The following is a 13,562-nucleotide window of genomic DNA, read 5'->3' on the forward strand; positions in this document are numbered from 1 at the left end:
TTTAAAATAATTGGAAATGTTAGTGAAGGTTTTACATAACGGAAGCTGCTCAAAATCAAATGCAGTATTGGAGTATCTTGATGAAAATGGAGTGCCTTTTGAGATCATTAATATCATTGAAGATCCACTAAGTATTTTGGAGATCAGAACAGTATTGAAAAAGCTCAATCAGAGCGTTTTTCATATCATCCGAAAAACAGATAAGCTGTATATTGAAAATTATGCAGATAAAAATTATTCGGAGGAAGAATGGATCCGGATTTTGTCTGAGAATCCTTCATTGATTCAAAGACCTATTTTAGTCAAAGGTTCAGTAGCTATGCTGGGAAGACCTATTGAAAATGTAAAGTTCTTTATTGAAAAATAATAAAAATATATAAAATCTGCGGCTGTTTCGAAGAAACAGCCGCAGATTTGTTTTTTAAGAAATTATGTGATCTAGAATCATGATTAAAATAAAAAAGACTGTCAGATGACAGCCTTTTTAGTTTATAATAGAATAACGCCTTCTATTTTTGCTACTTCTTTATAAATTTTAACTACCTGATCGGCATCTAAAACAAATGCATTGATGTTGCAGGCTGTGTATTTTCCATTTTTGCTTTCGCGGTTTCCCAGTGTAAATTTAATCCCATCAAAAACTTTGTATATTTCAGTGAGTTTTGATTGGTCTGTAGGAATGATAAATTTAAATAAATAATCTTCCGGAAAATCATGATGACCCTCCAGTTTATCCTTTAAAGATTTATAAAATTCTTCAGGATTTGCGTGTTGATTTCCTTGTAATATATCCATCTGCAGTTCTAATATAATATATAAATATAGCGAAATTTTTTCTATTTTCCAAATGGTCCTAAAAGGGATTTGGAATTCTGATGTTCATAATCTTCAATGATATTGAAGAGTCCTGCAACCAATTGTTCAGAAGCAAGCTGGCTCAATCCGCCTGAATTTACAGTATTTTTATTTCCTCCTAAAAGATTCCCTAAGAAATTACTTCCAGATAAAGCAGTGTTGATGGTTTTTACAATCCCATATTCATTAAGTTTCTCGTCTACTTTTGGAGCGATCGCCGCAATAAGCTGCTGTGATGTTTTTTCCTTCAGAATCTGTGTGGCTGTAGTGCCTTCAATAATTCTTGTTACATCCTGTGCATTTAGGCTGTTTACAGCACCTTGCAGAATAGGTCTTGATGTGTTTACCGTGTAGGCTGCTGCCTGTGCGATATAATCTCTTTCCTTAGCCACCAATGACGGAGCAATCTTTTCCAGCATGGAGTTAATTTCTCGCAGCTCTTTCGGAAGAGCCTTGTCGACCATATTGTTTTGTAAGAAGGCTTCTTTATTGGTGTAAATTCCCATTCCTTTATCAATACCGTTGAGTAGCATTCTTTTAATAATGGAAAGTCCCATATCACTTGTGGCAAGTGTTGTACAGGATTGTACGGTAGTGGTAATAACAGCACCGGTCCCAATAATAAGAGCCGATGCAATGATATATTTTTTCATTGATCTTTTTATTGCTTTTTTCAAAAACTGCACCAAAGGTAAATACTATTTTGTATTTAACAAAATATTAATGATTAGTGAATTATTTGGTGATTTTTTTTGTTAAAAACTTGATTTTGTTATTAATGATATGATATCGAATTGATGGTTATATTGGTTTTTAATTTGAATAATATTATTTAACTATGGTTTTTATGTAAAAAAAAGCATTTTTTTTTGAATTTTTAAGATACTTTAACATGTTTCGGTTTTTTTTCTATTTTTGGCTAATGTCTTCATTTGAGAAATTGAATGCTTCCAAATGAGACAATGTTGAAAATCTGATTGTACGAATAAAATTGAAACTATATGAAACAAAGTAATTTAAAGTATCCATGCCTCATCGCAGTTTTATACTTCGGGATGAACGTGAATGCGCAGGTTACAAATGACTCTGCCAAAGTTCAGAAGATTGACGAAGTAGTCATGATCGGGTATGGTAGCCGTAAAAAAGTGGATAATACAACATCCATCAGCTCCATCAGTGCAGAAGAAGTAAGTAAAACCAAAGTCTTGAATGCCTCGCAGGCCATTCAGGGGAAAGCGGCAGGTGTTCAGGTTGTAGCATCTGATATGCCGGGATCTACTCCTACAGTAACCATTAGAGGATTAGGAACCGTATTGGGTGGAAGAACTCCATTATATGTAGTCGATGGAATGTATGTAAATAATATTAATAATATCAATACTAATGATATTTTAACCTATGACATTCTTAAAGATGCTGCCGCACTAGCAATCTATGGTAATAGAGCTGCAAATGGGGTTATTATCATTACTACAAAGACTGGGAAAGGAAAACTTAATGTAACCTACGATGGACTAATAGGGGTGAGAACTCCTCTGAGAACTGTAAAAATGGCTAATAGCCAGCAGTTTGTTCCTTATAACAATATTGGACTTGCAGCAGAGAAGAAAGGGCTTTTAAATCCCGATCAGCCATATAATACGGATTGGTTTAAAGAAATAACAAGAACAGGTGTGTATAATCAGCATAATGTGTCTATTTCTGGATCTTCTGATGCTGTAAAATATTTCTTAAGTTTTAGTAATTATGATGAGCAGTCAATTCTTAAGGGAACGGATTATAATAGGACTACAGTAAGGACAAATAACGAATATAAAATTTCCAAAGGTATTCGTTTATCTCAAAATTTAAGTGTAACATTCACTCACGATACTCCAAAATCTTTAGGTGTTTTTACAACGGCTTATAAACAGTCTCCTTTGGTTCCTGTCTATTATCCAAATGGACAATGGGGGCAGCCTATTTATGATGCGCAGGGAAATATCAGCTATACAGGTGGACGTTTTAATAACGTAGGAAATCCTATGCAGCAATTGTTTTTCGATAATCAAAAAGGGAAAAGCTTTATTCTTCAAGGAGGGCTGAAGCTAGATGTAGATATTATAACAGGATTGAAATTTACTTCGCAGTTTAACGGAGAATATGGAACTTCCAAGTATTATAATTTTACGGACACCAGGGCTATATGGCTGGCAAGTGATCCTATGAGGACAATTTCTCAGTATTCATCTACAGATCCTGTTAATAGGTTAATGAATAAAAATATTGACTATTATAACTGGTTGTTGAGTAACTATTTTACCTACAATAAAAAAATAGATAACCATGATTTTGAAATTGTAGCAGGTACTGAAGCTTCTGTAAACAGCGGATTGAGTACTTTGATTATGAACAGAAAAGATCTTCCAGGTCAGGCAGATTATTGGAATACATCAAATACTGATTACTACGGTTTTCTTTTCAGTGATGATAAGACTAAGGCTCTTGAGTCTATTCAAGGGGATCGAAATACGACGATCTCATATTTTGGAAGATTACAGTACAAATTTATGAACCGTTATCTTTTAAGCGCTACAGTAAGACGTGATGGATCTTCTCAGTTTGCTGATGGTCACAAATGGGGAACATTTCCTTCTTTTGGAGCAGGATGGATTATTTCAGAAGAAGATTTTATGAAAGATAGTTTCTTCAAAACTTTGAAGCTGAGAGGAGGCTGGGGTAGAATAGCCAACCAAAAAGTTCCACTTAACTATTTACCTTTATTATCTGGTGCTACATATAATTATGGTTTTGGTGCTTCTGCAGTAAGTAATGGAGTTACGGTAAATAAAGGTTATGATCCTGAATTAGGATGGGAGGTTACGGATGAAACATCTATAGGATTAGATTTTGGATTATTTGATAACAGATTGACTGGTACTTTCGATATCTATAATAGAGAGACAAAGAATATTATTCTTGCGGTTAAACCTTATATGACGACGGGTATTTCTGAAGATAATTATTCTCATATGGGAAGCGTTGTCAATAAAGGAGCTGAGGTAAGCCTTAATTGGGCCGATAAAATTGGGCAAGACTTCACCTATTCCATTGGAGCTAATTATTCTTATAATAAAAATGAACTTACAAGCATGAATACTTCTAAACCTGTATCTCAGGTTGTAGGTGGAGGTCTGGGGAATGGACAGGATACTAAATATTTTAATGCACAGACTGTTGGTAATCCTTTAGGAAGTTTCTTTTTATGGGAATTTGATGGATATGATGCTGATGGAAATATGAAATTTAAAGATTTAAATGGGAATGGAGTTACTGGAAGTGCAGATGCTGGTGACAGACGTTTTGTAGGTTCATATATTCCGAAATCTACTTTGGGTATTAATATTTCAATGACTTATAAAAATTGGGATTTTGCATTGAATGGCTATGGAGCGTTTGGTTTCAGTGTATATAATGGTAAAAAGGCACAAAGGATAAGTGGTGAAAATATAGAAGCATCAGTAGCCGATAACTATTGGACTGCTAATAATACAAATGCAGCCAATCCAGCACCGAATACGAAAATTCCTATTGCATCAACATTCTTTTTGGAAAAGGGAGATTATTTTAGAATCAATAACATTTCAGTAGGATATACATTTAAAAACATAACTGATTATCTGAGATCTGTGAAATTGTATGTAAGTGCAATAAATCCTATAGTATTTCAAAAATATTCAGGATATACCTCTGAATTGTCAGGATATAACCCGGCTGATCCTTCAACTGAAGGAAACCCTTATAAAGGAGCAGGAGTTGAATTGGATAATTATCCTACTTTAAGATCTTTTGTATTTGGTGTTAACCTAAACTTTTAGAAATAATGAATAAGAAATATATCATAGCAGCAGCATTTTTAATTTTAGGCGCTGTAAACCAAAGTTGCAGTAATGACTTTATAGAGGTGTCTCCTACGGAATCCATTCCTGAGAGCAATTTAGATATTTATAATAGTAATGAAGGGGCTAGTAGTTTTGTGACGGCTATTTACGCAAAATTCTTGGATTGGAATATGAGTACATTTGCATGGATAGGTGTTACTTCTATTGTATCTGATGATGCGGATAAAGGATCAAGTCCTGGAGATACAGGATCAGATAAGGATATTCTTGATGCCTTGAACTTTACACCCTCTACTCCGTCTTTTAAGGAACTTTTTGCTTCTAACTATCAAGGAATCAATAGAACGAATCAGGCGTTGAAATATATACCTGCATTAGATAAGGCTGATCCGGAATTACGTAAAAGATTAATAGGTGAAGCTAAATTCCTGCGTGCCTTTATGTATTTTACTTTAGTTCGTTCATTTGGAGGTGTTCCATTAGTCGACCATGTTCCTGTTTCAGGAGTTGAGGAGGATAAGAAAATGACACTGACAAGAAAGAGCAAAGAAGAAATCTATGCGTTTATTGAAAAGGATTTAAAAGAGGCTATTGACGCTCTTCCTGAAAAGTCTGCATACACTGGAAATAATGTAGGTAGAGCTTCTGTAGGAGCTGCACATGCTCTTTTAGCTAAAGTATATCTTTATCAGAAAAAATGGCAACTTGCAGCAGATGAATGTGGAAAAGTTACAGGATATTCACTAACTCCGATTTTCCAGGATATCTATAAAGTTTCAGGTGAAAATAATGCTGAATCAGTTTTTGAGATTAATGGAAGCGGAGGAACTGCAGGAAGAGCCATTCAACAGTATAGTCAGGTACAGGGAGCTAGAGGTACTACAGGCTGGGGTTGGGGATTTGCAACTCCTACACAAGGATTGTATGATGCCTATACGGCTGAAGGTGATTCTCAAAGAAGAGATGCTACTATTATTCATAAAGATATGACATTATATGACGGATATTATGTAGGACCTTTTGTAGAAAACAAATTCTATAATTATAAAGCATACTCCTCCAATTATAGAAGTTCAGGTGCTACAGATGTTAATATTCGCTATTTAAGATACGCTGAAGTTTTATTAATTAAAGCAGAGGCACTTAATGAATTAGGGCAGACAAGTACAGCAATTTCATTATTAAATCAAGTAAGAGAAAGAGCTAAAATTAATCCGACAACTGCCACTTCACAAGCAGATGTAAGAACAGCAATATGGAAAGAAAGAAGATTGGAGCTTGCTTTTGAACATGACAGATGGTTTGATCTGGTAAGAACCGGACAAGCTCAGTCAGCCATGGCTGCAGATGGAGGAAAAGTATTTCAAGTAGGAAAACACGAAGTATTTCCTCTTCCTCAAGATTTTATCATGGAAGCAGGAGGGTTGTCTCAACAAAACCCAGGATATTAACATATAACCATAAACTAGAGGAGAGTGAAAATTCTCCTCTAATTTTATAACCTATAACCCGATACCAATGAAAAGGACCTTATTATCAATTGCCGTAACTTCTTTATTCTTTACTTATTCTTGTAAAAATACTCAGGTTTCCCAACCGGAAATTGTAAAAAATAATAGAGTGAAAAGTACCATCACAGATGAACAGCTGATGGATCAAGTACAGAAAGATGCCTTAAAGTACTTCTGGGATTATGCAGAACCCAATTCTCTGTTAGGAAGAGAACGTTACCATGAGGACAATATCTATCCGGATAATGATAAACATGTCATCACAACCGGAGGTTCAGGATTTGGATTAGCAACTTTATTGGTAGGAGTAGAGAGAGGATTCGTTTCAAGAAAAGAGGCAGTGAAAAGACTTACTCATATCATGGATTTTCTGGCAAAAGCAGACCGTCACAAAGGCGCATGGTCACATTGGATCAATGGGGAAACGGGTAAGACAGTACCTTTTGGGAAAAAAGATAATGGCGGAGATCTTGTAGAAACCGCTTTTCTTACCTCAGGAATATTAATGGTTCGTGAATACTTTAAAAATGGAAATACTGAAGAAAAATCCTTGGCTGCAAAATGTGATGAACTTTGGAAAGGAATTCAATGGAACTGGTACACCAAAGGTGGGGAAAAAGTACTGTATTGGCACTGGTCCCCAGAATACCAATGGGAAATGAACTTTCCACTGGAAGGATATAATGAATGTTTAATTACCTATATTCTTGCCGCATCTTCACCTACCTATTCCATAGATGCTGAAACGTATTATAAAGGCTGGACCCGAAACGGAGCTTATCTTACCGATAAAACAAAATACGGATTACCCCTGTATGTAAAACACAATTATGCCGAAGAATACGGCGGGCCACTCTTCTGGGCTCAATATTCATACGTTGGGCTTGACCCGACAGGGCTATCTGATAAACTGGTGAAAAATTACTTTAATATTAATAAAAATCAAACTCTTATCGATTATAAATACTGTGTTGAAAATCCAAAACAATGGAAAGGGTATGGGCCTAACTATTGGGGGTTAACAGCCGGATATACAAGAAATGAGGATGGAAGTACCGGCTATACTGCTCACATGCCAAGTAATGATAGTGGTGTGATTACTCCTACAGCTGCTTTAAGTAGCTTTCCTTACACTCCAAAAGAATCTATGGATTTTCTGAGATTTATCTATACTCAGAAACCTGAATTTATTGGTTCGGCAGGACCTTACGATGCCACATCCATCAATTATAACAATTGGTTTACCCCAAGATACCTGGCCATCGATCAAGGAACAATAGCTCCCATGATCGAAAACTATAGAACCGGATTTTTGTGGAAACTATTTATGAATGCTCCCGAAATTCAACAAGGATTAAAAAAACTGAGCTTTCAATCTACTAAATATGGAATAAAATAATTGATTGGAAGAGGTTTATAAAGACAAGTTCAATCAATGATAAAAATAAAGCTCGCAGGTTTAGCTGATACCACAGATTTTGAATAGAACTCAAACACAATAATCTGCTTAATCTGCATAATCAGCGAGAAAAGCAAAATCAAATCCAAAGGCTTTAACCAAAACCTAATATGACTATGAATTTAAAACATATTCCCCTCTTATTACTGCCGTTTTCCTTACAGCTTAATGCCCAGGAAATAAAAGCAGAACTGAACAAAGAGTTTAAACGGCAGGAAAAAATATCCTATATTTTGGATTATCCTAAAAATACAAAAGGAAATGTACCATTAATCGTTTTTCTTCACGGTTCAGGAGAAAGAGGAAATAACCTTGAGTTGGTAAAGGCCCACAGCCCTTTCACTTATAAAAATCTGATCAAAGAACCTGTGGCTATTCTGGCTCCACAGTGTCCGGCAGATAGCTGGTGGGACACCGTTACAGTATATAATCTGATCAAGGAAATTCAGAAAAAATATAAAATTGATGCCTCTAGAATTTACCTTACAGGACTTTCTATGGGAGGTTGGGGAACATTAAAACTGGCCATGGAGCATCCTGAAATGTTTGCGGCAGTAGCTTCAGTTTGTGCACCTACCGATCAGGTGATGACGGCCAATATTCAGCAGTTTAAAGATTTGAATATGAAAATATTCCATGGCGGAATGGATGATATTGTATTGCCTGAAAATGCTTTCAAATTTTATCAAAAACTTCATCCTGTAAATCCAACAGCAGAGCTGGTAATCTTCCCGAATGATAATCATAACTCTTGGGATTCTGCATATTCAAACCCCGAATTATATGAATGGATGCTGTCTAAAAAAAAGGAAAAATAATAGGAATACAATTTTCGTAAAGCGAAAGTAGACTCCATAAAAATCAAAACAATAATAATAAGAAGATAGATTTATGAAAAAGTTAATTGTACTTGCAACCCTGGCCCTTTCGCCGGTATTTTCTGCTCAGGAAATGGTGGATAAACCAGTACAGTCTTACCAGACTGCTCAATATCAGGCCAAGAAAAAAGCCTTTGTAGATAATCTTTTATCTAAAATGACCTTAGATGAAAAAATCGGACAGCTGAACCTTCCAACCTCTGGTGACTTTACGACCGGGATGGCTCAGAGTTCGGATATCGGAAAAAAAGTAGAGCAGGGATTAGTAGGAGGATTATTCAACATAAAAGGAGCAGATAAAATTAAAGCAGTTCAGAAAGTAGCTGTTGAAAAAAGCCGACTGAAGATTCCAATGATTTTCGGAATGGATGTGATCCACGGATATGAAACAACATTTCCTATTCCGTTAGGATTAGCTGCTTCATGGGATATGAATCTGGTACAGCAGTCTGCAAAAATTGCCGCTAGAGAAGCAGCTTCTGATGGGATTAACTGGACATTTTCGCCAATGGTAGATATTTCCCGTGAACCAAGATGGGGAAGAGTATCCGAAGGTTCCGGTGAAGATCCGTATTTAGGAAGTGAGATCTCAAAAAACATGGTATACGGTTATCAGGGAAAAGACCTTGCCAATGGTACAAATATATTAGCGTGTGTAAAACACTTTGCACTGTATGGAGCTGGAGAATCCGGAAGAGATTACAATACGGTTGATATGAGCCATGTAAGAATGTTCAACGAATATTTTCCACCCTACAAAGCTGCTGTAGATGCTGGAGTAGCTTCGGTAATGGCTTCTTTTAATGAAGTAGATGGAGTTCCTGCTACAGGAAGTAGATGGCTTCAGACCGAAGTATTGAGAAATCAATGGAAGTTTAAAGGATTTGTAGTAACTGATTATACCGGGATCAATGAAATGGTTGATCATGGAATGGGAGATATACAGCAGGTTTCAGCGCTGGCTTTAAAAGCAGGAGTTGATATGGATATGGTAGGAGAAGGCTTTTTAACTACTTTAAAAAAATCTCTATCCGAAGGAAAAGTTACCCAGGCTGAAATTGATATGGCTGCGAGAAGAATTCTTGAAGCAAAATACGACTTAGGTCTTTTCGATAATCCATACAAGCATGGGGATGCAAAGCTTGCTGCTAAAGAAGTCTACAATATGGAAAATCGTAATGTTGCAAGAAACGTTGCGGCCCAGTCAATGGTTTTATTGAAAAATGAAAATCAGGTATTACCTTTGAAAAAATCAGGAACGGTTGCGGTAATCGGACCCTTGGTGAATAACTCCATGAACATGGCCGGAACCTGGAGTGTTGCTACAAAACACAGTGTTTCAGTTAACTTAATGCAGGGGCTTCAGGCCAATTACGGCAAAGAAGTAAAATTCCTTTCTGCTAAAGGAGCCAACATTGATTACGATGCAAAATTGGAAGAAATCTATGCAGCTCACGGAAAGAAAACCGACAGAGATAACCGTTCCAAAGAAGAATTGTTAAAAGAAGCGGTAGACGTTGCCAATAAAGCAGATGTTATTGTTCTGGCGATCGGAGAATCAGCAGAAATGAGTGGAGAATCTTCATCAAGATCAGAAATCACTATTCCTCAGTCACAAGTTGACCTGTTAAACGAGTTGAAAAAGACCGGAAAACCAATTGCAATGATTCTTTTCACTGGCAGACCATTAGCATTAACAAACGTGAAAGACACTCCTGATGCCATCCTTAACGCGTGGTTCCCAGGTTCAGAAGCTGGAAATGCAATGGCTGATGTCCTTTTTGGAAAAGTAAACCCATCAGGAAAATTACCAATGACGTTCCCAAGAAGTTTAGGACAAATTCCTATTTATTATAATGCTAAAAATACAGGCCGTCCGCTAGATCAGAAATTGACGGATAAATGTGAATACCAAAGATTTCGTTCCAATTATATGGATGAGTGTAATACCCCTTTGTATGCATTCGGATACGGATTAAGCTATACAAAATTCAATTACTCTGACATCAGTATTTCCAATACAAATCCAAAGGGTAATCAGGAAATTCAGGCATCTGTTACAGTAACCAATTCCGGAAACTATGATGGTGCTGAGGTTGTTCAGCTGTACATCAGAGACATGGTAGGAAGTATTACAAGACCTGTAAAAGAACTCAAAGGTTTCCAGAAAATATTTTTGAAAAAAGGAGAATCGAAAAAAGTAACCTTTACCATCACCCCGGAAAATCTAAAGTTCTATAATGGAGATTTAAAATATGACTGGGAATCAGGGGAATTCGATATTATGATTGGAACTAGTTCCGATGAGGTGAAACATTCAAAGATCAATTGGACAAAGTAAAAATTATTTTTTTTCACAGTAATGTGTTTTATGGTCATTTTTGGCATGATTTTTATTAATATCCTGATCAGTTATCATAATAATACAAACAACATGAAAAAAACAATTTTATTGAGCGCAATGTTCCTTGGTACTTTAGCATTCGCACAACAAACACCGGTATTAGGTGGCGATAAAGATGCTCACGGATGTATCGGTTCAGCAGGATATACGTATTCACAGATCAAGAAAAACTGTGTAAGAACTTTTGAAGAAAAAATCAAATTAAAAGAGGTTGCTACAAAAGGAGATTATATCGCAGCGGTTATTTTCAGTAAAGACATGAAGAAAGCTGAAGTTTTTGTTAAAGATGCAGAAGGAGGAAGTATAATTCTTGCCAGAGCAGGAAAAGCAAAAGCTTGGAAAAAAGATGGGTATGTACTGACTCCTTACAAAAAAAGCGGTTATCAGCTTAAAAAGGATAATGTAGTGATCTATCAATAAAATCAGATTCTCAAAGAAAAAAAGTCACTCGAAGGAGTGGCTTCTTTTGTAAAATTAATTCACATAAAATAGAATTCATAGACTACTTAGAGCAAGAATATTTTTTGTAACTAAGAATGAATTAGTATCTTTATTTCAAAATACTTTTACCAAACTGAAAACATTAATAATTTAAATATGAAAAAACCAATTTTATTGAGCATGATGTTCCTGGGATCTTTAGCTTTAGCCCAACAAAAAGCCCCTGTTTTGGGAGGTGATAGGGATGTTCATGGCTGTATAGGCTCTGCGGGGTATACGTATTCACAACTCAGAAATAATTGTATAAAGGTTTTCGCGCAGAAAATTAAATTAAAAGAAGTTAGCTCAGATAAAAGCTATACTAGTATGACAGCTGTTATTTTTAGTAAAGATATGAAGCAGGCAGAAATTTTTATTCCGCAAGGAAACGCAAAAAGCATTCTTCTTGATAGAGAAGGGAAAAGTAAAATCTGGAAAAGTGGAAGCTATATTAAAGAGACATATGTATTAACACCTTACAAAAAAACGGGCTACCAAATTAAAAAAGATGATGAAGTAATCTATCAATAAATGATATTTTACAAGAAAATTAAACCACTCGAATAGGGTGGTTTTTTTATGAATTAACATCTCAGATTTAAAATATTTTCAGGAGCCTGATCCCGCTATCCACTCATACTCCTCACGCCACCTCCCTTACCCTTAGCGTAACCAAAGGGCCACCTCCATGCTGCGGGGTAACCGTTTCTATCGGGGCTATTTTATGAGCAATAAGCAATGAGTAATAAATGATATGCCGTTAAGGATCTATTGTCCTTTTGTATTTCAACATCAATATTAGCTATCATTCTTATCTTAATTAATCGAAGATGTCTTAAATGTATATATCCCACTTTAGTCAAAACCTAAAATGAAATAGCCATCTCAAAAATTAAGTCAGAGATTCATTCACTGTTTTTTCAAGAACCTTTGATTGAGTTGTTAAAATACGTCAAGTTCTGTCGCTATGCCGTAGTAGCTTTGTATGATCCATGAAGGATGGCGCAAATGCAATGAAGGGTCTTTATTAATGGAAATATTTCATGTTAAATCACATAAATATGACTTGTGTAATGTGAAAAATGTTAAATTTGCAAAAATTTGAAAAGACTAATACTCAACTCAAAACAACACGGGAATGAAAAAACTTTATTTTAGTGCATGTACGCTATGCACCATTCTGGGACTGTCTGCCCAGCAAGTTCTCTGGCAAAAAGACATCAAATCCTCTACTCAGGATTTTCTGAGTCAGGTGACTACTACGATCGATCAGCAGTATCTTATCACCGGAAGCTCTATACAGTCAGGAAGCGGGAAGCTGGAGGCTGGAAGTAAGCAGAACAATGGCTATGATTTCCATTTGGTGAAACTGAATCAACAGGGAGAACAGGCCTGGGAAAAGTATTTCTCAGGAAATAATCATGATTATCTCTCTGCCACGGTATCTACCCAGGATGGCGGATTTCTTGTAGCCGGAACTTCGTATTCAGATAAAGGACTGGATAAGAAAGAGGACTCCAAAGGCGGATCTGATATGTGGCTGATCCGAATCAATGAATTTGGAGATGAATTGTGGCAGAAAACCTTGGGAACTGTCTCTGATGAAGAAGCCAAAGCAGTCATTCAAACTACAGATCTAGGATTTTTTGTTGCCGGAAATGTACAAAACGCCTCCAAAGGCTATGGCTCTAAAGATGTCTGGATCACAAGACTCGACAAAGACGGAAAAGAACTCTCTCAATTGATTTTAGGCGGAAAAGGTCTGGATGAAGTAGAAAAAATGATTCCAACAAGAGATGGGGGAGCCTTATTGGGAATCTATTCAAGGAGCTCCGAAGTTAAGGATTCTGGGGTTAGAAATCCTGAAAGTAAATCTTCGACTGGAAATACTACTAACTATAACCTGATATCTGCTGCCTCAAAACAAAGCAGCAACTTCGGTGAAGGCGACTACTGGATCGTTAAACTGGATAAAAACGGAAAAGTAGAATGGGAAAAGAACTTTGGCGGGAAAGGAGATGATCATATCAGAACCCTGGCTCTAACGTCGAACGGCTATATCATTGGCGGTGAATCCCGCTCAGAAAGATCCGG

The 13,562-nt window shown here is 36.3% G+C and carries 10 protein-coding genes and 1 pseudogene; 9 read left to right on the forward strand and 2 right to left on the reverse strand.

Going from position 1 to position 13,562, the window contains the following annotated elements; translation table 11 throughout:
* Nucleotides 1–16: 16 nt before the first annotated feature.
* Nucleotides 17–367, forward strand: coding sequence for an ArsC/Spx/MgsR family protein (locus AC3HD6_RS04725; protein ID WP_488895322.1), 351 nt, complete (start codon nucleotides 17–19; stop codon nucleotides 365–367).
* A gap of 122 nt (nucleotides 368–489) precedes the next feature.
* On the opposite strand, the gene AC3HD6_RS04730 is transcribed toward AC3HD6_RS04725, so the two are convergent.
* Both AC3HD6_RS04730 and AC3HD6_RS04735 read right to left on the reverse strand, forming a co-directional pair.
* Nucleotides 490–795: a DUF493 family protein gene (locus AC3HD6_RS04730; protein ID WP_488895323.1), complete on the reverse strand. Its 306-nt coding sequence runs from the start codon at nucleotides 793–795 to the stop codon at nucleotides 490–492.
* A gap of 41 nt (nucleotides 796–836) precedes the next feature.
* A complete protein-coding gene (locus tag AC3HD6_RS04735) occupies nucleotides 837–1,508 on the reverse strand; it encodes a DUF4197 family protein (protein ID WP_488895324.1) in 672 nt (223 codons plus the stop codon).
* A 348-nt stretch (nucleotides 1,509–1,856) separates the two neighbouring features.
* Here AC3HD6_RS04735 and AC3HD6_RS04740 point away from each other — a divergent pair, with 348 nt between their 5' ends.
* The 8 genes and pseudogenes from AC3HD6_RS04740 to AC3HD6_RS04775 all read left to right on the forward strand — a co-directional run.
* Entirely contained in the window at nucleotides 1,857–4,712 is a 2,856-nt protein-coding gene (locus tag AC3HD6_RS04740) for a SusC/RagA family TonB-linked outer membrane protein (protein ID WP_488895325.1), read from the forward strand.
* Between the two features lie 5 nt (nucleotides 4,713–4,717).
* A complete protein-coding gene (locus AC3HD6_RS04745) occupies nucleotides 4,718–6,187 on the forward strand; it encodes a RagB/SusD family nutrient uptake outer membrane protein (protein ID WP_488895326.1) in 1,470 nt (489 codons plus the stop codon).
* Nucleotides 6,188–6,254: 67 nt separating this feature from the next.
* Nucleotides 6,255–7,646 (forward strand): glucoamylase family protein, encoded by a 1,392-nt coding sequence (locus AC3HD6_RS04750; protein WP_488895327.1) that lies wholly within the window; start codon nucleotides 6,255–6,257, stop codon nucleotides 7,644–7,646.
* Nucleotides 7,647–7,822: 176 nt separating this feature from the next.
* The gene (locus tag AC3HD6_RS04755; protein ID WP_488895328.1) at nucleotides 7,823–8,524 is read left to right on the forward strand and encodes a carboxylesterase family protein; all 702 of its coding nucleotides are present in this window, start codon (nucleotides 7,823–7,825) and stop codon (nucleotides 8,522–8,524) included.
* 73 nt (nucleotides 8,525–8,597) lie between these two features.
* A complete protein-coding gene (bglX, locus tag AC3HD6_RS04760; protein WP_488895329.1) occupies nucleotides 8,598–10,925 on the forward strand; it encodes a beta-glucosidase BglX in 2,328 nt (775 codons plus the stop codon).
* Between the two features lie 93 nt (nucleotides 10,926–11,018).
* Nucleotides 11,019–11,408: a hypothetical protein gene (locus AC3HD6_RS04765; protein WP_488895330.1), complete on the forward strand. Its 390-nt coding sequence runs from the start codon at nucleotides 11,019–11,021 to the stop codon at nucleotides 11,406–11,408.
* A 177-nt stretch (nucleotides 11,409–11,585) separates the two neighbouring features.
* Nucleotides 11,586–11,999: a hypothetical protein gene (locus AC3HD6_RS04770; RefSeq protein ID WP_488895331.1), complete on the forward strand. Its 414-nt coding sequence runs from the start codon at nucleotides 11,586–11,588 to the stop codon at nucleotides 11,997–11,999.
* A 607-nt stretch (nucleotides 12,000–12,606) separates the two neighbouring features.
* Nucleotides 12,607–13,562, forward strand: a pseudogene (locus AC3HD6_RS04775) (T9SS type A sorting domain-containing protein); the annotation flags it as partial.

Source organism: Chryseobacterium sp. II3a (assembly GCF_057815135.1).